Annotated in this window: 22 protein-coding genes; 12 read left to right on the forward strand and 10 right to left on the reverse strand. The window is 65.9% G+C overall.

All coding sequences use genetic code 11. The features are described 5' to 3' along the window. Positions 1-54: 54 nt before the first annotated feature. From BSG08_RS03325 to BSG08_RS03335, 3 genes are all read right to left on the reverse strand, one after another. Positions 55-225 (reverse strand): YdcH family protein, encoded by a 171-nt coding sequence (locus BSG08_RS03325; RefSeq protein ID WP_093032076.1) that lies wholly within the window; start codon positions 223-225, stop codon positions 55-57. 120 nt (positions 226-345) lie between these two features. Then, a complete protein-coding gene (locus BSG08_RS03330) occupies positions 346-1,119 on the reverse strand; it encodes a tRNA1(Val) (adenine(37)-N6)-methyltransferase (RefSeq protein WP_245770587.1) in 774 nt (257 codons plus the stop codon). Next, on the reverse strand, positions 1,109-1,324 hold the full coding sequence (locus BSG08_RS03335) for a putative signal transducing protein (protein WP_093032082.1): 216 nt from the start codon (positions 1,322-1,324) through the stop codon (positions 1,109-1,111). Before BSG08_RS03335 ends, BSG08_RS03330 begins: the two co-directional genes overlap by 11 nt. A gap of 55 nt (positions 1,325-1,379) precedes the next feature. Here BSG08_RS03335 and BSG08_RS03340 point away from each other — a divergent pair, with 55 nt between their 5' ends. Further along, positions 1,380-2,381 (forward strand): polyprenyl synthetase family protein, encoded by a 1,002-nt coding sequence (locus BSG08_RS03340; protein WP_093032084.1) that lies wholly within the window; start codon positions 1,380-1,382, stop codon positions 2,379-2,381. On the opposite strand, the gene BSG08_RS03345 is transcribed toward BSG08_RS03340, so the two are convergent. The 3 genes from BSG08_RS03345 to BSG08_RS03355 form a co-directional block, all read right to left on the reverse strand. Then, positions 2,374-3,195, reverse strand: a complete 822-nt coding sequence (locus tag BSG08_RS03345) for a 4-(cytidine 5'-diphospho)-2-C-methyl-D-erythritol kinase (protein ID WP_175544700.1) — start codon at positions 3,193-3,195, stop codon at positions 2,374-2,376. The two genes, BSG08_RS03340 and BSG08_RS03345, sit on opposite strands and share 8 nt — an antisense overlap. After that, a complete protein-coding gene (locus tag BSG08_RS03350; protein ID WP_245770588.1) occupies positions 3,188-4,900 on the reverse strand; it encodes a tetratricopeptide repeat protein in 1,713 nt (570 codons plus the stop codon). Before BSG08_RS03350 ends, BSG08_RS03345 begins: the two co-directional genes overlap by 8 nt. 111 nt (positions 4,901-5,011) lie before the next feature. Continuing rightward, positions 5,012-6,661, reverse strand: a complete 1,650-nt coding sequence (locus tag BSG08_RS03355; protein ID WP_093033244.1) for an electron transfer flavoprotein-ubiquinone oxidoreductase — start codon at positions 6,659-6,661, stop codon at positions 5,012-5,014. A gap of 276 nt (positions 6,662-6,937) precedes the next feature. On the opposite strand from BSG08_RS03355, the gene greA reads away from it, so the two are divergent. From greA to BSG08_RS03395, 8 genes are all read left to right on the forward strand, one after another. Further along, a complete protein-coding gene (greA, locus tag BSG08_RS03360) occupies positions 6,938-7,408 on the forward strand; it encodes a transcription elongation factor GreA (RefSeq protein ID WP_093032090.1) in 471 nt (156 codons plus the stop codon). Between the two features lie 13 nt (positions 7,409-7,421). Next, complete coding sequence (locus BSG08_RS03365; RefSeq protein ID WP_175544677.1) at positions 7,422-8,426, forward strand: hypothetical protein; 1,005 nt, start codon at positions 7,422-7,424, stop codon at positions 8,424-8,426. Between the two features lie 69 nt (positions 8,427-8,495). Beyond that, positions 8,496-8,951 (forward strand): universal stress protein, encoded by a 456-nt coding sequence (locus BSG08_RS03370; protein WP_093032093.1) that lies wholly within the window; start codon positions 8,496-8,498, stop codon positions 8,949-8,951. Between the two features lie 90 nt (positions 8,952-9,041). Beyond that, on the forward strand, positions 9,042-9,605 hold the full coding sequence (locus tag BSG08_RS03375) for a NifU family protein (RefSeq protein ID WP_093032096.1): 564 nt from the start codon (positions 9,042-9,044) through the stop codon (positions 9,603-9,605). Then, on the forward strand, positions 9,595-10,176 hold the full coding sequence (gene tsaB / locus BSG08_RS03380) for a tRNA (adenosine(37)-N6)-threonylcarbamoyltransferase complex dimerization subunit type 1 TsaB (protein ID WP_093032100.1): 582 nt from the start codon (positions 9,595-9,597) through the stop codon (positions 10,174-10,176). Before BSG08_RS03375 ends, tsaB begins: the two co-directional genes overlap by 11 nt. After that, entirely contained in the window at positions 10,166-10,582 is a 417-nt protein-coding gene (locus tag BSG08_RS03385; protein WP_093032103.1) for a GNAT family N-acetyltransferase, read from the forward strand. The genes tsaB and BSG08_RS03385 overlap by 11 nt, the downstream gene beginning before the upstream one ends. Positions 10,583-10,689: 107 nt before the next feature. After that, the gene (locus BSG08_RS03390; protein ID WP_093032106.1) at positions 10,690-11,604 is read left to right on the forward strand and encodes a sulfite exporter TauE/SafE family protein; all 915 of its coding nucleotides are present in this window, start codon (positions 10,690-10,692) and stop codon (positions 11,602-11,604) included. After that, a complete protein-coding gene (locus tag BSG08_RS03395; RefSeq protein ID WP_175544678.1) occupies positions 11,604-12,359 on the forward strand; it encodes a TIGR02186 family protein in 756 nt (251 codons plus the stop codon). Before BSG08_RS03390 ends, BSG08_RS03395 begins: the two co-directional genes overlap by 1 nt. Positions 12,360-12,410: 51 nt before the next feature. Here BSG08_RS03395 and BSG08_RS03400 read toward each other — a convergent pair whose 3' ends face one another. The 3 genes from BSG08_RS03400 to BSG08_RS03410 are packed head-to-tail and all read right to left on the reverse strand — an operon-like array spanning position 12,411 to position 15,331. Beyond that, positions 12,411-13,130: an SDR family oxidoreductase gene (locus BSG08_RS03400; RefSeq protein WP_093032112.1), complete on the reverse strand. Its 720-nt coding sequence runs from the start codon at positions 13,128-13,130 to the stop codon at positions 12,411-12,413. Continuing rightward, a complete protein-coding gene (locus tag BSG08_RS03405) occupies positions 13,127-14,650 on the reverse strand; it encodes an AAA family ATPase (protein ID WP_093032115.1) in 1,524 nt (507 codons plus the stop codon). The genes BSG08_RS03400 and BSG08_RS03405 overlap by 4 nt, the downstream gene beginning before the upstream one ends. Before the next feature lie 54 nt (positions 14,651-14,704). Beyond that, the gene (locus BSG08_RS03410) at positions 14,705-15,331 is read right to left on the reverse strand and encodes an acyl-homoserine-lactone synthase (RefSeq protein ID WP_093032120.1); all 627 of its coding nucleotides are present in this window, start codon (positions 15,329-15,331) and stop codon (positions 14,705-14,707) included. A 189-nt stretch (positions 15,332-15,520) separates the two neighbouring features. On the opposite strand from BSG08_RS03410, the gene BSG08_RS03415 reads away from it, so the two are divergent. After that, positions 15,521-16,330 (forward strand): division plane positioning ATPase MipZ, encoded by an 810-nt coding sequence (locus BSG08_RS03415; protein WP_093032123.1) that lies wholly within the window; start codon positions 15,521-15,523, stop codon positions 16,328-16,330. Positions 16,331-16,342: 12 nt separating this feature from the next. On the opposite strand, the gene BSG08_RS03420 is transcribed toward BSG08_RS03415, so the two are convergent. Continuing rightward, complete coding sequence (locus tag BSG08_RS03420; RefSeq protein WP_093032126.1) at positions 16,343-17,242, reverse strand: DMT family transporter; 900 nt, start codon at positions 17,240-17,242, stop codon at positions 16,343-16,345. Positions 17,243-17,350: 108 nt separating this feature from the next. On the opposite strand from BSG08_RS03420, the gene BSG08_RS03425 reads away from it, so the two are divergent. Together BSG08_RS03425 and BSG08_RS03430 are read left to right on the forward strand one after the other, a co-directional pair. Next, entirely contained in the window at positions 17,351-18,121 is a 771-nt protein-coding gene (locus tag BSG08_RS03425) for an aldolase/citrate lyase family protein (protein WP_093032129.1), read from the forward strand. Further along, positions 18,114-19,046, forward strand: coding sequence for a glucokinase (locus BSG08_RS03430; RefSeq protein WP_093032132.1), 933 nt, complete (start codon positions 18,114-18,116; stop codon positions 19,044-19,046). Before BSG08_RS03425 ends, BSG08_RS03430 begins: the two co-directional genes overlap by 8 nt. The last annotated feature ends 26 nt before the right edge of the window (positions 19,047-19,072 follow it).

Raw genomic sequence — 19,072 nt, forward strand, 5'->3', positions numbered from 1 at the left:
ACCACGAAAATGGGCCGGTCAATCGACCGGCCCCTGGTCCGTCTGGCGCTGCTGTCAGGCGTTGACCGACAGGCGCTCGATCTCTTCCTTGATCTTCAATTTCTGCTTCTTGAGTTCCGCGATTTCCAGCGTGCTGCTTCCCGGTGCGCGCTGCGCCTCTTCCACCTTTTCCGAGAGCGCGTGATGTTTCCTCTTCAGTTCCTCGATATGCGAACTCAAGCTCATTAGCAGTCTCCTCTCTGTCTGGATGTCTCTAATCAACATGGGAAGTGCAGCATATTTTTACAATCCTGTCACGCTGCAGATGCGAGATAAGCGGGAGTTTTCCGATCGGATTTTAGGAAATCAGCGCGCCAGGGGCAGAGCTGCCGCCTCTCTGAGCACCAGAGCGGTCGCAACGGTGTAATTTTCGCCATCGCGCTCATGCGCGGCACCCGCATGCAGCAACCAGCCGTCCAGCAGGCGCAAGGCGGCGCGCCCTCCCTTGCGCCCCCGGATCAACACCAGCCGCGCCGCGCGGCCGCGCCGGGGAATCAGCGGCAGCACCTCCAGCGATCCCAGATGCGCCGCCATGGCCGCCAGCAGATCAGGCAACCGCTCGGCCCGCTGGATGAATGTCACCGTGCCCTTGGGCGATGCGCGCCGCGCCGCCGCCGCCACCCAATCCGAGAGCGGCGCCGCCTCGCCCATCGCCCGCTCACGCCCCGGATCCTGCGCGGCGGTGCTGGCGCGGCGGTCGAAATAGGGCGGGTTGGCGATCACATGATCGAACTGTCTCTGGCGCAGAACCTCGGGCATCGCGGTCAGGTCGCCGGTCACCACCTCGAACGCGACACCGTTCTGCGCGCCGTTCTGCCGCGCAAGATCGGCATAGGCCGGCTGCACCTCCAGCCCGGTCAGGCGCAGCCCCGACACCCGCGCCGCGACGCACAGCCCCGCAACACCCGCACCGCAGCCCAGATCGAGCAGGCTGTCGCCCGGCCCTGCCGGCACGCTCGCGGCCAGCAGCACCGGATCAATCCCGGCGCGATAGCCCGCTCTGGGTTGCGCGACCACCAGACGCCCACCCAGGAACGCATCCCGGCTCAGCTCGTCCTGTCCGAACGGGTCAGTCCTCAAGCGAGAATCCATTGTCGCGCAGCGTCTCTCGGGCATCGTAATAATCGTCATCCGCGACCATCAGGCGACGCGGGAATATGCCGATGGACCCTTCGAGGATGCTCATGTTTACGTCCAATTCAAAGCAGTCTATACCCTCGCCCTGAAGCAGGGCCTGGGCAAATGCGATGGACGCGGGATCATTGGTGCGCAAAAGCTGTTTCATGGGGATGACATAAGGGCACCGGACGCGATTTGTCGAGTGCCGGGGTGGGGATGTGATGGGATTGCACGAGGCTGTTATCAAACCGCATGAACAGTTGGCCGCGCATCTCGCGGCGAAACTGGAGGCGGTGAACATCCTCATCCGGGCGCGCATGGCCTCGCGCCACGCCCCCCGCATCCCCCAGGTCACGGCGCATCTGGTCGAGGCGGGCGGCAAACGCCTGCGCCCGATGCTGACGCTCGCGACCGCGGATCTGTGCGGCTACACCGGCGATTTTGACGTGCATCTCGCGGCGACGGTGGAATTCATCCACACCGCCACACTCCTGCATGACGACGTGGTGGACGAGAGCGCGCAGCGCCGCGGACGGCCCACCGCCAACCTGCTGTGGGACAACAAGTCCAGCGTGCTGGTGGGCGACTATCTCTTTGCCCGCGCCTTTCAACTCATGGTCGAAACCGGCTCGCTCAGGGTGCTCGATATCCTCGCCAACGCCTCGGCCACGATTGCCGAGGGCGAGGTGCTGCAACTGACCGCCGCGCGCGATCTGGCCACGACCGAGGATATCTATCTGCAAGTGGTGCGCGGCAAGACGGCGGCGCTGTTTTCCGCCGCAACCGAGGTGGGCGGCGTGATCGCGGGCGCCCCCGAGGATCAGGTCGGGGCGCTCTTTGAGTACGGCGACGCGCTGGGCATCGCCTTTCAGATCGTCGACGATCTGCTGGACTACCAGGGCGACGCCCGCGCCACCGGCAAGAACGTGGGCGACGATTTCCGCGAACGCAAACTCACCCTGCCCGTGATCAAGGCGGTGGCGGCAGCGAACGCCACCGAGCGCGCATTCTGGTCGCGCACGATTGAAAAGGGCGATCAGCAGTCGGGCGATCTGGAACACGCGCTGCAACTGCTGCACGCGCATGGCGCGCTCGATCGGACGCGGGCAGAGGCGCTCGGCTGGACCACCCGCGCCAAGACGGCGCTCGACCACCTGCCCGATCACCCGGTGCGGCGCATGCTGTTCGATCTGGCCGATTACGTGGTGGCACGGATCAGCTGAGCCGCGCCGACCGAATCCACCAACCGGGAAATTCCGCGGCAAGACGGCTGGCCGCAGAGCTTGCCGTTTCGGCGTCATCATAGAGCCCGAAACAGGTCGCCCCCGATCCCGACATCCGCGCCAGCTGACAGCCGGGCGTGACGCCCAACCGCTCGATCACCTGCGCAATCACCGGCTGCTCGGCGATAGCGGGGTCTTGCAGATCGTTGCGCTGCTCCGCCAGCCATCGCACCAGATCACCGGCGCCCGCCCATGCCGGCAACTCGTCCGGCATCGGCGGATTGTCCCGACAGGTCAGCCGCCGGAACACCGCCGGGGTCGGCACCGGCACGCGCGGGTTGATCAGCACCGCATGCAGCAGCGGCAGGCCCGCCACCGCGCTCACCTCTTCGCCGATGCCGCACATCCGCGCCGCGCGCGCCAGCATGCAGACCGGCACATCCGCCCCGAGGGTCAGCACCCCCTCCGGCACCGGCTGCCCGCGCATCCGCGCCAGCGCCCGCAGCGTGGCGGCCGCGTCGCTCGACCCGCCGCCGATACCGGCGGCCGCAGGCAGATGTTTCTCAAGGCTGATCTCGGCCGTGGTCCCGGTCAGCGCCACCGCCCGCAGCACCAGGTTGTCCGGCCCGACCGGAACGCCCGCCGCCATTGGTCCGGTGACCCGCAGTCGGCTCACCCCGGCGAGGCGGACCGACACCCGGTCGCCGACATCCGCGAACACCACCAGCGAATCGAGCAGATGATAGCCATCCGCCCGCCGTCCAGTGACATGCAGTGTCAGGTTTATCTTGGCCGGCGCGAACGCCTCAACCACCGTCATTGACGACCTGAAGCGGCGCGGCACCCTCCTCGTCGAGCACCTGATCCAGCCCCACAACCAGCTTGCGGCGGATGCGTTCTGGCTCCAGATCGGACGAGGGCTCGCTTTCGTTCAGCGAGAGCGCGCGTTTCCACTGGAACCGCGCCTCGACACGACGACCCACAGCCCAGAGCACATCGCCGAGATGATCGTTGACCACCGGATCGGTGGGCATCAGTTCGGCGGCACGCTCCATATGCCCGATCGCCTCGTCATAGCGTCCCAGCCGGTAGAGAACCCATCCCAGGCTGTCCACGATATAGCCGCTCGTGGGTTCGGCTGCGACCGCGCGCTCGATCATCTCCAGCGCCTCGTCAAGGTTTATCCGCTTTTCCACCATCGTGTAGCCGAGGTAATTGAGCACCTGCGGATGATCCGGGTTCAGCTCCAGCGCACGGCGGAAATCGGCCTCGGCCTTTTCCCAGTTGTCCAGCCGCTCATGGCTGATCGCGCGGGCATAGAGCACGAACCACTGCTCATCGCCCTTGGCATCATAAAGCACCACGGCCCGGTCATAGGCGGTCACCGCCGCTGCAAACTCCTCGGTTCCCCGGTAGAGATCGCCCAGGGCAACATGCACCTGCGGCAGATCGGGATGGGTCTGCGCCAGTTGCTCCAGCACCTCGGCGGCGGCATCGGGCTTGTTCTGACGGCGCAGAACATCGCTGCGGCCCAGTTCGGCAAGGTAATAAGAGGGATGTTCGCGCGGAACCTTCTTGTAGGCTTCGGTCGCCAGGTCATGGCGCTCCATCCGCTCCAACAGTTCGGCGCTCATCAGCACGGCGTCGATGTGATCGGGCTTTATCATTTCGGCAAGCCGGGTGTAGAGCAGGATCAGATCGTCATTGGCCTCCTGCCTCAGCGCCTGACCGAGCGAATAGAACACCTCGGCCACACCATCCGCAGCACCTGTCACCAGGTCAAAAGGCGCGCGTTCCCCGGCGGCGAGCGCCGCGCGCAATGCCACGATTTCCGGATCCGGATTGCCACCGAACGTATCATCTATCACCGTGACCGCGCGTTCCTGCGCGTCAATCTGGCTGAGAACCTGCGCCCAGGCGATCACCCCACGCCGGGTGCGCTGCAACGGGCCGTCCGCCTCGCCGCTGAACACCTTGTCGGCGCCCTCGAAATCGCCGACCGATGCCAGCGCCAGCGCCTTGTGGTAGATCGCGAAACTGCGCAGGCCACGCTCTTCGGCAACCGCGTCAAAGTGCTCCAGCGCCGCAGTCATGTCGCCCTTGCCAAGCGAGGCCCAGGCGGCCAACAGCCCATCGGCCAGAGCCCCCGCGCCGCGCCCGTCCTGTACCCGCGCCATCAGCGCGTCCCACTCTGCGTCGCGCGCCTCCTGCGCCACCAGCGCCATGCGCGCCACCTGAGACTCGAGGCCATCCGCCTCGATCTTGCGGGCCACGCTCACCGCGCGATCCAGTTGCCCGAGCGCCAGATAGGCAATCGTCGCATCTTCCAGAATGGCGGGGTTTGACGGATCCTCGGCCAGCGCCTGCGCGTAATATTGCGCGGCGGCGGCAAAATCGCCGGCATACCGCGCCTGCCGGGCCGCAAGATAGGCGCCTGACGGCTCTTGCGCCATCACCGTCAGGGGCACGCCCTGCAACAGGGTCGCCAATGCAAGGGCCGAGAGGATTCTGGTGTTCACGATGATCTGCCTCTTGTCGCCGGAGATTCAGGCAAAGGTAATATGCCCGCCCCGCCAAGGCAATGCGGCGCGACGTATTCGCCGCGCCGCACCACAAATATCACGCGATGGTTACATGTTCGGATAGTTCGGCCCGTCACCGCCCTGCGGCGTCACCCAGTTGATATTCTGGCTGGGATCCTTGATATCGCAGGTCTTGCAATGCACGCAGTTCTGGAAATTGATGACAAACCGCGGTTCCTTGCCCTCTTCGCGCACCACCTCGTAGACGCCCGCCGGGCAATAGCGCTGCGCAGGCTCGTCATATTTCGGCAGATTCACGCCAATCGGCACGCTGGCATCCTTGAGATGCAGATGCGCGGGCTGGCTTTCCTCGTGATTGGTCATCGAGAAACTGACATTGGTCAGCCGGTCGAAACTCAGCTTGCCGTCAGGCTTGGGATAGTCGATGGGCTTGTGTTGGCTGGCCGGTTCCGTGGCCTCGGCATCGGTCTTGCCATGACGCAGGGTGCCCAGCAGGCTGAAGCCGAACGTATTGGTCCACATGTCGAACCCGCCCAGCCCCAACGAAGCCAGTAGCCCGTATTTCGACCAGAGCGGCTTGACGTTGCGCACCTTTTTCAGATCCTTGCCGATCGCGCCGGTTCGCACCTCTGTCTCGTAATCGCTCAACTCGTCGCTGGCGCGCCCTGCCGCCAATGCCGCATGGGCCGCCTCTGCCGCCGCCTTGCCCGACAGCATCGCATTGTGGTTGCCCTTGATGCGCGGCACGTTGACCATGCCCACCGAACAGCCCAGCAGCGCCACGCCCGGCGCCACCATCTTGGGCATCGACTGATAGCCACCCTCGGAAATCGCCCGCGCGCCGTAAGCCACACGCTTGCCGCCCTTCAGCAGGTCGGCCACCATCGGGTGATGCTTGAACCGCTGGAATTCCATGTAGGGAAAGAGATGTGGATTCTTGTAATTCAGGTGAACCACGAATCCCACGTAAACCTGATTGTTCTCAAGATGATAGATGAACGATCCGCCGCCCGCGTTCCTGCCCAGCGGCCAGCCCATCGTATGCGTGACGGTGCCCTCACGGTGCTGGGCGGGGTCGATCTCCCATATTTCCTTCATGCCAAGGCCGAATTTCTGCGGCTCTTTCCCGGCGCTCAGGTCGTATCTGGCGATCACCTCCTTGGCGAGCGACCCGCGCACGCCCTCGCCAAGAAATACATACTTGCCGTGCAGTTCCATCCCCGGCTCATAGTTCGGCCCTGGCGTGCCATCCTCATTCTTGCCGAACTCACCGGCGACGACACCCCTGACCTCGCCATTCTCGCCATAGACGATCTCGGAACAGGACATGCCGGGAAAAATCTCGACCCCCAGCGCCTCGGCCTGTTCGGCCATCCAGCGACAGACATTGCCCATGCTGACGATGTAATTGCCGTGGTTGTTCATCAGCGGCGGCATCGGCCAGTTGGGCACGCGGACCTTTCCCGCCTCGCCCAGCATGTAGAAATTGTCCTCGGTCACCGGCGTGTTGAGCGGCGCGCCCTTTTCCTTCCAGTCCGGGATCAGCGCGTCAAGACCGCAGGGATCCAGCACCGCGCCCGACAGGATATGCGCGCCGACCTCGGAGCCCTTCTCCAGCACCACGACCGCACAATCGGGATCCAGCTGCTTGAGCCGGATCGCCGCCGACAGCCCCGCCGGGCCAGCCCCGACGATCACGACATCGTATTCCATCGTTTCGCGCGTCACATCCGTCATCGGCCTCATCCTTTTTCCTGGCGCCGCGGACCTGCACCGCCGCATAATCAAGGTTGCGAGTGTGACTATCGCGCCCGCGCGTCAGGCGTCAATTGAAACACGACGTTAAAACCGCCGGAAACCGGCAATCTACCACGCTTGCGCGCCCAAATCCGCCGCCCGGTCGGATCACCTATTGCAATCGTGCGCGGCCTTCGGGCAATCTGACGCAAATTGAGCAACCACAACGACGGGGCCTGCATCATGCGGCCCCGCTTCTGACAATGGACGACTGGAATGGAAAAAATCCCGATGACCGCCGGCGGCCACGCCGCGCTCGAGGTGGAATTGAAACACCTCAAATCGGTCGAACGGCCTGCGATCATCCGCGCCATCGCCGAAGCACGCGAGCACGGCGATCTCAGCGAGAACGCAGAATACCATTCCGCCAAGGAAAAGCAGTCCTTCATCGAGGGCCGCATCAAGGAAATCGAAGGCATCCTCAGCCTGGCCGAGGTGATCGACCCGCGCAAACTCTCGGGTCCGATCAAGTTCGGCGCGACCGTCACGCTGGTGGATGAGGATACAGACGAGGAAAAAACCTATCAGATCGTCGGCGAACACGAGGCCAGTATCGAAAAGGGCCTGTTGAATATAAAATCACCCATCGCGCGCGCCCTGATCGGCAAGGAGGCGGGCGACAGTGTCGAGGTGCGCACGCCCGGTGGCGAACGATCCTACGAAGTGGTAAAGGTTGCGTATATCTGACAGGCGCCTGACCATGTCCCCTCGCAAACGCTTTGCCCCTGTTGTCCCGACGGCCCGGGACGGGACCGGGATCACCGTGATCGAAATGATCGCCCTGGTGCTTTCGATTCTGTGGCTGATCGGCGCCGCGCTGTTTCTTCTGTTCGCCACCCCCGGCAACGGAGAGGGTGGTGCGCTGAACCTCGTGATCATGCTTCTGGCCGTCTTCATGCCGGTGGCGCTGATCTGGGTCGGCGCCATCGCCGCCCGCGCCAGCCGCGTCATGCGCGAAGAAAGCCAGCGCCTTCACTCCGCGATCAACGCTGTCCGCCAGGCCTATCTCGCCCAGAGCCAGATGCTCGCGCCCGCCTCGGACAAGACCGTCAGCCAGAAACTCGACGAAATCGCCGCCGCCCAGCGCAAGACGGAAACCGCGCTCGCCATATTCTCGTCGGTGCGCGTCGGCCAGCCCGAACCGCGCCCGGTGCTGCCCCCCGCGCCTGCGCCGGACGACGCAAACGATCAGGTCGCCCTGCCGCTTGGCACCACCGTCGAGGACATCCAGCCCCCGCTGGAACGCGCCGATTTCATCCGCGCGGTGAATTTTCCCGAGAACCCCGAGGACAAGGCCGGGTTCGCCGCGCTGCGCCGCGCGCTCAGGGACCGGCCCACCGCGCAACTCATCCGCGCGGCGCAGGATGTGCTGACGCTCTTGTCGCATGACGGCATCTACATGGACGATCTGCGCCCCGACATGGCCCGCCCCGAACTCTGGCGGCGCTTTGCCGCGGGCGAACGCGGGCGCGCCGTGGCCGCGCTCGGCGGCATCCATGACCGCGCCTGCCTGGCGCTGACCGCGGCGCGGATGAAACAGGACGGGATTTTCCGCGACGCCGCGCATCATTTCCTGCGGCTTTTCGACCGGATGTTCACCCAGTTCGCCGAAACCGCGAGCGACGCCGAAATCTCCGAACTGTCGGAAACCCGCACCGCCCGCGCCTTCATGCTGCTGGGCCGGGTCGCGGGCACCTTCGACTGAGGGCCGCGATCACTTCTGTTGCCCCCCACCGAATTCCACGCCATGATGCGCGCCTGAGGAGACCTGATCATGCGTAAGTTTCTCGTCGTGCTGGATGACAGCCGCGAATGTCTCAATGCGATGCGCTTTGCCGCCATGCGCGCCGCTCATACCGGGGCGGGCGTGGAAATCCTCGCGGTGATCCCGCCCGAGGAATTCAACCACTGGATCGGCGTCGGCGACCTGATGCGCGAGGAACAGCGCGAGCGTATCCAGGCCCATTTCGAGGTTTTTGCCAAATGGATGCGCGACAAGCAGGGCATCGACCCCGAACTGGTGATCCGCGAAGGCGAACCGGCGGACGAGATCATCGCGCAGGTGCGCGACGATCCGGCCATCGGCGTGCTGGTGCTGGGCGCCGCCACCGGCAAGAAGGGACCCGGCCCGCTGGTCACGCAACTGTCCAGGACCGCCGGCAGCCTGCCAATCCCGATCACCATCGTGCCCGGCGATCTCAGCAAGGAACGGCTTGAGGCGATCACCTGACCCGACCGACCCGCAACCTTAGAATCGTTCCAAACCTTGACTCGGGCCGCAGCCGGGCGCATATCTTGGCCAGACACGAAAGGTCCCGCCATGTTCATCCAAACCGAATCCACCCCCAACCCCGCCACGCTTAAATTCCTGCCGGGCCAGACCGTGCTGGAAATGGGCACCGCCGATTTCCCGACCTCCGACGGCGCCGAGAAATCGCCGCTGGCCGAGCGGATTTTCAAGGTTCCGGGCGTCTCCGGCGTGTTCTTCGGCAATGATTTCGTCACCGTGACCAAGGCCGAAGCGATCGAATGGGACCACATCAAACCCGCCATTCTGGGCGCCATCATGGAGCATTACCAATCCGGTCAGCCGGTGATGCTGGGCGAGGCACAGACCGCATCGGGACATGCTGACCACAGCGGCGAGGATTCCGAGATCGTCGGCCAGATCAAGGAACTGCTCGACACTCGCGTGCGCCCCGCCGTGGCGCAGGACGGCGGCGACATCACGTTCCACGGCTTTGACCGGGGCGTGGTCTATCTGCACATGCAGGGTGCCTGCGCGGGCTGTCCGTCATCCACCATCACGCTCAAGATGGGGATCGAGAACCTGCTGCGCCACTACATCCCCGAGGTGACAGAGGTGCGCCCGGTTGGCCTCTGACCGGCTGACCCTCGGCTTTGACACATCGGCCGCGCATTGCGCGGCCGCTTTGCTGTCGGGCGACCGGGTTCTGGTCTCGCACGCCGAAGATATGGGGCGCGGTCAGGCCGAGCGGCTGATGCCACTGCTGGAGGAGGTGCTTGCGGCAGGCGGGGCCACATGGTCCGACCTGACGCGCATCGGCGTCGGCATCGGGCCGGGCAACTTCACCGGCATCCGCATCTCGGTGGCGGCGGCGCGCGGGCTGGCGCTGGCGCTGGGCATCCCGGCCATCGGCATCAGCACGCTCGATGCCATCCGCGCCCTCAACGGTCCCGCCTGCCTGCCTGCCGTGCCCGCCCCGCGCGATCAGGTATATGTCCAGCGCCCCGGCGCCGCGCCGGATCTCGTGCCGTTGGCCGGGATCACCGGCCACAGCCTGCCGCCCGTGCCCGCCACCCTGGCCGAAACCATCGCCCGCCTCGCCGTCACCGCCCCGGCGGACAGCCCGCCGCCTGCGCCGCTCTACATCCGGCCCGCCGATGCAGCACCCGCGCGCGATCTGCCGCCCGTGATCCTCGATGACGCCTGAGGACATGGCCCGCACCCATGCCCGCGCCTTTGAGGGTCAGGCGCGCGCATGGTCCACCGCAGAATTCAAGTCCCTGCTCGACAGCCCCCTCAGCTTTGCCACCGGCGACCGTCGCGCCTTTGCCCTTGGCCGCGCCATCGCGGACGAGGCGGAGCTGTTGACGCTCGCAACCGATCCCGCGCATCGGCGCCGCGGCCTCGCGCGCGCCTGCCTTGCCGCCTTCGAGACCGAGGCGCGCCAACGCGGCGCCAGATCCGCCTTTCTAGAGGTCGCCGCCGACAATGCGCCAGCCCTCGCGCTCTACCACGCCGCGGGCTATGCGCAGACCGCCCGCCGCGCCGCCTATTACACCCGCACCTGCGGTTCCGCGACCGATGCCTTGATCCTGCACAAGCCCCTCACCTGACGCGAACGCGCAACGCATAAGGCCAGATCGGGAAATTTCATCAGACCTGCGCCGTTCCCCGGCTCCACGCCCTTGCATTGCCACCTGACATGGGGCTAGGAATTGCCATGCAGATTTACCTCCCCATAGCCGAGGTTTCGGTCAACGCCTTCCTGCTGCTCGGGCTGGGCGGGATTGTCGGAATCCTCTCGGGCATGTTCGGCGTGGGCGGCGGCTTTCTGATGACGCCGCTGCTGTTCTTCATCGGCATTCCCCCCGCCGTTGCCGTCGCTACCGAGGCCAACCAGATCGTCGCCTCATCCTTTTCCGGCGTGCTGGCGCATCTCAGGCGCAAGACCGTCGATCTCAGGATGGGCACCGTGCTGCTCATCGGCGGGCTGATCGGCGCGGCGGTGGGCGTGGTGATCTTCAACTATCTCAAGGCGCTGGGCCAGGTCGACCTGCTGGTCAAGCTCTGCTATGTGGTCTTTCTCGGCATCATCGGCGGCATGATGTTCTTTGAAAGCCTGCGCGCCATCCGCAGAACCCGGCGCGGCGCGCCGCCGCAGCGCAAGAAACACGGCTGGGTCCACGGCCTGCCGTTCAAGATGCGCTTTCGCACCTCGGGGCTCTATATCTCGGTGATCCCGCCCGTCCTGGTGGGCATCAGCGTTGGTATTCTCGCCGCGATCATGGGGGTGGGCGGCGGTTTCATCATGGTTCCGGCGATGATCTATCTTCTGGGCATGCCAACCAAGGTGGTGGTCGGAACCTCGCTGTTTCAGATCATCTTTGTCACCGGCTTTACCACCATGCTGCACGCCACCACCAACTTCACGGTGGATGTGGCGCTCGCCGTGCTGCTGCTCGTGGGCGGCGTGATCGGCGCGCAGATCGGCGCGCAGATCGGCACCAGAATGAAGGCCGAACAACTGCGCATCCTGCTGGCGCTGATGGTGCTTGTGGTCTGCGGCAAGCTGGCGCTCGACCTGCTGCTGATGCCGTCGGAACTTTACTCGATCGGCACGGCGGGGGGACACTGATGCTGCGCCTCGCCCTCCTCTTCTGCCTCGCGGCACTGCCCCTGCGCGCCGAAGAGGTGGTGCTGGGCCTCTCCAGCGACAAGGTGGCGATCACCGCCACGTTCGAGGGCTCGGACATCCTGATCTTCGGCGCTGTCAAACGCGAGACGACGATCCCCGAGATCCCGCTCGACGTGGTGATCACCGTATCCGGCCCCTCGCTGCCGGTAACGGTGCGCCGCAAGGACCGCCGCCTTGGCATCTGGGTGAACACCGAAATGGTCGCGCTCGACGCCGCGCCCAGCTTTTACGCCGTGGCCACCACCGGCCCGCTCGACACCGTGCTGTCAAATACCGAGGATCTGCGCCACCGCGTCTCGATCCCGCGCGCGATCCGCTCGGTGGGCGCCGCCACCATGGCCGAGGACGCCGAGCGCTTTACCGACGCCCTCATCCGCATCCGCCGCGATCAGGGTGCCTACCAGATGCGCGAGGGCGCGGTCGTTCTGGATCAGCAGACACTCTTTCGCACCGCGATCCGCCTGCCCGCCAACCTGACCGAAGGCACCTATGCCACGCGCATCTTTCTCACCCGCGAAGGCCGCGTCGTCTCGCAGTTCCAGACCACCATTGACGTGCGCAAGGTCGGGCTGGAACGCTGGCTGTTCAGCCTCTCGCGCGAACAACCGATGCTGTACGGGCTGATGTCGCTCGCCATCGCCATCGCTGCGGGCTGGCTTGCCTCGGCAGCGTTCCAGGTGCTGCGGCGAGGGTGAGAGGCCGCGCGGTCGCCATGCCGGGGACTCGCAATTGGGCGGGTGGCAACCTCATCCCCGCCCGATATAGGGCATCTTGGTCGCCATCAGCGTCATGAACTGCACATTGGCCTCGGGCGGCAGCCCGGCCATGTGCAGCACCGCCCGCCCCACATGCGCAACATCCATCGTGGGCGGCGGATTCTCGGGGTTCGCGGCAATGATCCCCTGCAGCAACTCGGTGCGCGCATTGCCGATGTCGATCTGCCCGCAGGCGATGTCATAGGGCCTGCCATCGAGGCTGAGCGTTCTGGTCAGGCCGGTTATGGCATGTTTGGTCGTGGTATAGGCGACCGACCCCTCGCGCGGCGCATGGGCAGAGATCGAGCCGTTGTTGATGATCCGCCCGCCCATCGGTGTCTGGTTGCGCATCTGCGCGAATGCCGCGCGGGCGCAGAGGAACATGCCGTGCAGGTTCACATCCACCACCCTGCGCCATTCGTCGAACGACAACTCGTCGATCAGCCCCGCGCGGCCAAAGCTGCCGGCGTTGTTGAACAGCACGTCAAGCCGCCCGGCACGGGCGATGAAATCCTCGAAAACCCGCACCACATCGCCGGGATCGGTGACATCTCCCGGCAGGATCACCGCATTGTCATGGCCACCGGCCACCGCCTCCAGCGCCTCGCGCCGCCGCGCCATCAGCCCCACCTGCCAGCCCGCATCCAGAAACGCCCGCGCGCAGGCCGCACCTATCCCGGCACTCGCGCCGGTGATCAGAACCGTTTTCATTCCTCTCCCTCCAGTTCCAGCGGCACGGGCGCGCCGCGCAAATCCTCGACCGTCAGCGGCGCGGTCGGCTTGGACAGCCGGTTGCGCACCACCCAGTGCAGCCGCTCTTCGGCCCGCGTGATCGCCACATAGGCCAGCCGCTTCCACAGCGGCTGGCCCGCTTCGGTGCGCCCCATGCGGGCGGCGGCATAGATGTCGGGCGCAAAGACCTGCACATCGCGCCACTGGCTGCCCTGCGCCTTGTGGATCGTCACCGCCGCCCCGTGCAGGAATGTCGCCCCCATGTTGGCGGCAAACGGGATGAACGGCTCTGCCTCATCCGGCTTTTCGATCTTGACGATGCTGGCGGCGCTGACCTGCGGATCCTCGGCCCCGATCACATGCAAGCGGGAGAATCCGGGCCTGCGCCCCGGTCCCAGATAGACCACCTGCGCCCCCTTGATCAGCCCGCGCGCCTCAAGATCAAGCCGCTTCTTGCGGTGCTTGAGTGGCAATTCGATCCCGTCGCAGATCAGCGGCTCGCCGGGCAGCAATTCGGTCTCGGGCGCGCCATGCACCGCGCGAAACGCATGGATCAGCCGGATGCGCGTGGCGTTGCGCCAGACGAGGACGGGCGAGCGCGCCATCAGATCCACCTCGACCCGTTCGGCCCATCTGACCCGTTCGTCGCGCCGGGCGGCATCCTCGACCATCGCCTCGAAATGCTGGAACTCCAGCGCCGGATCGGCCAGCGCATGCGCCAGATCAAGGATCGGATTGTCCGCATCCTGCCGGTGAATGCGGCTCAGTTCCAGCCGCGCAGGCGCGGGCAGGCTGTCGAATACCATGCCGCCGGTGGATTTCACCGGCGGCAGTTGCGCCGGATCGCCAAACAGCAGCAGCGTTGGGAAAATCTCCTGCAGATCCTCGAACTGCTGCTCGTCGAGCATGCTCGCCTCGTCGATCAGCCCGATATCCAGCGGTTCCTCGCGCCGCCGCCAGCCGGTGATGAAATCCGATCCGCGCAGCCCCGCCGCCGCCAGCGCGCCGGGAATGGACTTGTTGGACTGATAGAACGCCAGCGCCCGGTCCAGCGCCAGATCGGTCAGCCCCTCGATCACCGGCCGCTCGCCCTGCCCGGCCAGCCACTCCGCGATCTTCTCGTATTCCGGGTGATAGACCGGGGTATAGAGGATGCGATGAATCGTCGTCGCGGGCACCCCGCGCATCCGCAGCACGCTCGCCGCCTTGTTGGTCGGCGCAAGGATCGCCAGCGTGCGCCGGTCGCGCCGCCTGCGCCCCTCGTAATCGCCCGAGACGACATCGACGCCCGCCTCCTCCAGCGCGCGACAGAGCGCGGCCAGGAGCAGCGTCTTGCCCGATCCGGCCTTGCCCACCACGGCCATCACCGCCGACTTGCCCTCGCGCGGCGGGATCAGCAAACCCTCGTCCAGATCGACGCCCACCTCGCGCAGCATCCCGGCGATACGGTCATGCGCCTCGGCCTGATCGGGGGAATATGTGAGTGCTGCTTCCGACATGGGCGCGACCCTAGCGCCGCGCCCCGGCAGGCGCCAGCGAAAGCCGCCGAAATCTCACGCCGCGCGCACGGCCCTGCCCCCGAGCGACCGCCGGAACCACCACTCCGACAGGTCCGCCGATATGCCCGCGCGCTGCGCCACCCGCGCCCGCGCCGCATCGGTGAACCCCCAGAGCCCCACGCTGATCCGGTCGCGCCCCTGACCCATGCCGCCCAGAATTTCGGGCGAGGCCCCGATCATCCGGTAGATCCGCACCATCCGCGCGTCAAAGACGCCCACATACTGCCGGATAGCCAGCCCCCGCATCACCTCGCCACCGCCCAGCATCAGCACCCCCGCCACATTGGGTGCAGCCCCCCGCGCCAGACAGAACCGCGTGCATTCCCAGATGCCGGGGTCGCGGATCGGCGCACCCGCCAGAAGATGCGCGAAATGCTCGTTGACCATCACCCGGCCCGTCGTCGGCATCAGCCGCATCGACCCGCCATGCGCCCCGTCCGGTCCCTGCCAGATGACATAAAGCGGGTTGAGCGCGTCATATTCGTCACGCTCCTCGCCCGCAGCAGTCACTTGCACTTCCCAGCCCAGCCGCGCCTTGAACTGATCCTCGCGATCCCGAAACATCGTGTCGCGCAGACGCGGATACCTGTGCAAATCCTCTCCGAAAACATAATGCAGCATGCCTGCCCCCTGATGAACCGGGGCACAGGGCTAGGACAGCGCGGTTAATCCGGGCTTGCACCAGCGTGCGTTGCAACACCCTGACAGCAAAGTGGCTTGACCAGCCGTCCCGTCCTTCCCTATTGCAGCGCCAAACGATAGTGTCTCGCAAAAACAACGCGGCATTCCGCGACCCGAGGGGAAGTGACCATGGCGCATATCATCGTCGTCGGCAATGAAAAGGGCGGTGCAGGCAAATCCACCGTGTCGATGCATGTGGCCACCGCCCTTGCCCGCATGGGCCACAAGACCAGCGCGCTCGATCTCGACCTGCGCCAGCGCACCTTTGGCCGCTACGCCGACAACCGCGCCAAATTCATGCAGAAATCGGGCCTCGACCTGCCCAGCCCGCGGTTTCACGACCTGCCCGAGGTTGCCAACGACCAACTGCGCCCCGGCGAGAACGTCTATGACCGCCGCCTCTCGGCCGCCGTCGCCACGCTGGAACCCGACAGCGATTTCATCGTCATCGACTGCCCCGGCTCGCATACCCGCCTCAGCCAGGTGGCGCACAGCCTTGCCGACACGCTGATCACCCCGCTCAACGACAGTTTCATCGACTTTGACCTGCTGGCCCATATCGACAGCGACGGGCGCAAGATCCTTGGCCCCTCGGTCTATTCCGAAATGGTCTGGAACGCCCGGCAGTTGCGCGCGCAGGCCGGTCTGCGCGCGATCGACTGGGTCGTGGTGCGCAACCGCATGGGCGCGCAGCAGATGGTCAACAAACAGAAAATGGGCGACGCGATCGAGGCGCTGTCCAAGCGCATCGGCTTTCGCATCGCGCCCGGCTTCAACGAGCGGGTGATCTTTCGCGAGCTGTTTCCACGCGGCCTGACGCTGCTGGATCTCAAGGATATCGGGGTCAAGGGGCTCAACATCTCCAACATCGCCGCCCGCCAGGAACTGCGCGACCTGATGAAATCCCTGAACCTGCCCGGCGTGACGGTCAGTTTCTGACCGCCGCCGAACCTACGCAGCCGGCCCCACACGCGGCTGCGGCGGGTTGCGCGGGGCGCGGCGGCGCAGGATCAGCACCATGTTCGACACAAAGAGCGCACCCAGCACCACGGCGCCGCCCACAATCGTCCATGACCCGGGATCTTCGCCGATCACGGCCCAGACCAGAATCGGCGCCAGCACCGATTCCAGCAGGATCAGCAGCGCCACCTCCGCCGAAGAGATATAGCGCGGCCCCAGCGTCAACAGACAAGTCGAGACGCTGATGAACGCCCCATGCGCCAGGATGAGCGGCCAGTTCTGCGCCCAGACCGCCATCGGCTGCGCCAGCGGCCAGATCACCAGCGACGCCCCCAGGAACGCCACCGGAATCGCCGGGATCATCGACACCGCGCGCAACTGCCGCGCCGCCGTCATCGCGGCCGCAAAGCTGGCCGATACGCCCAGGGCAACCAGATCACCGCTCCAGTGCGCACCCTGCGTCTCGCCCGACCCCCAGGCGATGATGCCCAGACCCGCGAACACCCCCAGCATGGTCCACACCATCCGCCGGCTGATCGCCTCGCCCAGAAACACCCGGCTGAAGATCGCGGCAAAGACCGGCATCGACGCCAGGATAAAGACCACGTTCGCCACGCTTGTCCAACTGACCGCCAGCACGAAGCCGGGGGCGGTGGCCGCGATCAGGACGGTGTAGATCAGCCCCGGCCTGCCCGTGCGCACCACCTCTGAAAACCCGCGCGGCCCCTGCATGGCCAGCACGCCCAGCAGGATCACGCTGCCTGCCGTGATCCCGCGCCAGAAACTGATCGACGCCGGATCGCCCTCGATCAGCCGCACAAACAGCGAATCCGGCACCACGAACAGCACGCCAAGCGCGGTTATGATCAGACCTTTGAGATGCTCGCTCATGGCCCGATCTCTGCGGGTAAAGCACCGGGAAGTAAACCCCATCCGCCTCTCGCCAACCGCCCCCGGCGCGGGTTATGCTGCGCCCGGATCAAGCAAAGGACACCTGCCATGCCCGCCCCCGAAAACCTGTTCAAATCCGCCCTCGCGCGCGGTGACATGCAATATGGCTGCTGGGCGGGCTTTGCCGACGCCTACGCCACAGAGGTTCTGGCCAGCGCCGGTTTCGACTGGCTGGTGATTGACGCCGAACACGCGCCCAACGATCTGCGCACGATCTCGGCGCAACTGGCGGTGCTGACCGGCAAACACAGCCAGCCCGTGGTGCGCCTGCCGATGGGCGAGGTCTGGGCGATCAAGCAGGTGCTCGACGCGGGCGCGCAGACGCTGCTCATCCCGATGGTCGAGAGCGCCGGGCAGGCCCGCGATCTGGTGCGCGCCATGCGCTATCCGCCCCAGGGCGTGCGCGGTTCGGGCGCGGCTCTGGCCCGTGCCTCGCGGTTCTCGGGCATTGCCGATTACATCCCCACCGCCAATGCGCAGATGTGCCTGCTGGTGCAGGTCGAAACGCGGGCCGGCCTTGACGCGCTGGACGATATCCTGACGGTCGAGGGCGTAGACGGGGTATTCATCGGCCCCTCGGACCTCGCGGCGGACATGGGGTATCTCGGCGACAGCAGCGCCGCCCCTGTGCAGGCGGCGATCAAGTCTGCCCTCAACCGCATCGCCGCCTCGGACAAGGCGGCGGGCATCCTCGCGCTCGATCCCGACACCGCGCAGACCTACCGCGACTGGGGCGCGCAGTTTCTGGCGGTCGGCATCGACGTGGTGATGCTGGCCCAGACCGCCCGCGCCACCATCGCCCGCTGGCGCGATGGCTGAGTGGCTTCTGGCCGATGTCGGGGCCTCCAACACGCGGGTTGCCCTTGCCACACCCGCCGGTGTGCTGCGTGAAACGGCGCAGACCCTCCGCAACGACGGCTTTGCGGACCTTGCCCCGCTGCTTGCCGCCTATCTCGACACGTGGGGCGCGCGGCCCACTGCCCTCTGCGCCGGGGTCGCCGGACCCGTCAGGAACGGCACCGCGCAACTGACCAATCTCGACTGGTTCATCGACAGCGCCACGCTGGCCCGCGCCACCGGCGCGTCAGAGGTCCACCTGATCAACGACCTTCAGGCGCAGGCCTGGGCGCTCGACGATCTCGCGGCGGAGACCCTCACCCCGCTCATTCCCGGCATCCCGGCACCGGACGGCCCGCGCATGGTCATGGGACTGGGCACCGGCAGCAACATCGCGGTGGCGCATCGCATGGGCGCCCGCCTTTTCGTGCCGCCCGCCGAGGCCGGGCATTCGAGCCTGCCGCATCTGGACGAGACCACCAACGCCCTCATTACGGCGCTGGCCGCCGAAATCCCCCACAAACCCTACGAGGCGCTGCTCTCCGGCCCCGGTCTCAGCCGCCTGTACCGCCTGCGGACCGGCCACAGCCTGCCGCCGCCACAGATCGTCGCCGCCCACGCGGCGGGCGACGCCGATGCGACCGCGACGCTTGAGGTGTTCGCGAAAATAATGGGCACTGTAACGGGCAATATGGCGCTCACCCATATGACCACCGGCGGCGTCTTTCTGATCGGCGGCGCGGCGCGCATGGTCGCCTCACACCTTCTGTCCCTTGGATTTGCAGAGCATTTCACCGCAAAAGGCCCCTACACCCCGATCCTTCGGGCCATGCCGCTCACCCTGATCACAGACGATCACGCCGCCCTCTCGGGCTGTGCGCGCTATCTGCGGCAGCACTTGAAATAATACGCATCAGAGTGCATATTAAAAAT

It is taken from the genome of Roseovarius azorensis (genome assembly GCF_900109455.1).
GTDB lineage: Bacteria > Pseudomonadota > Alphaproteobacteria > Rhodobacterales > Rhodobacteraceae > Roseovarius > Roseovarius azorensis.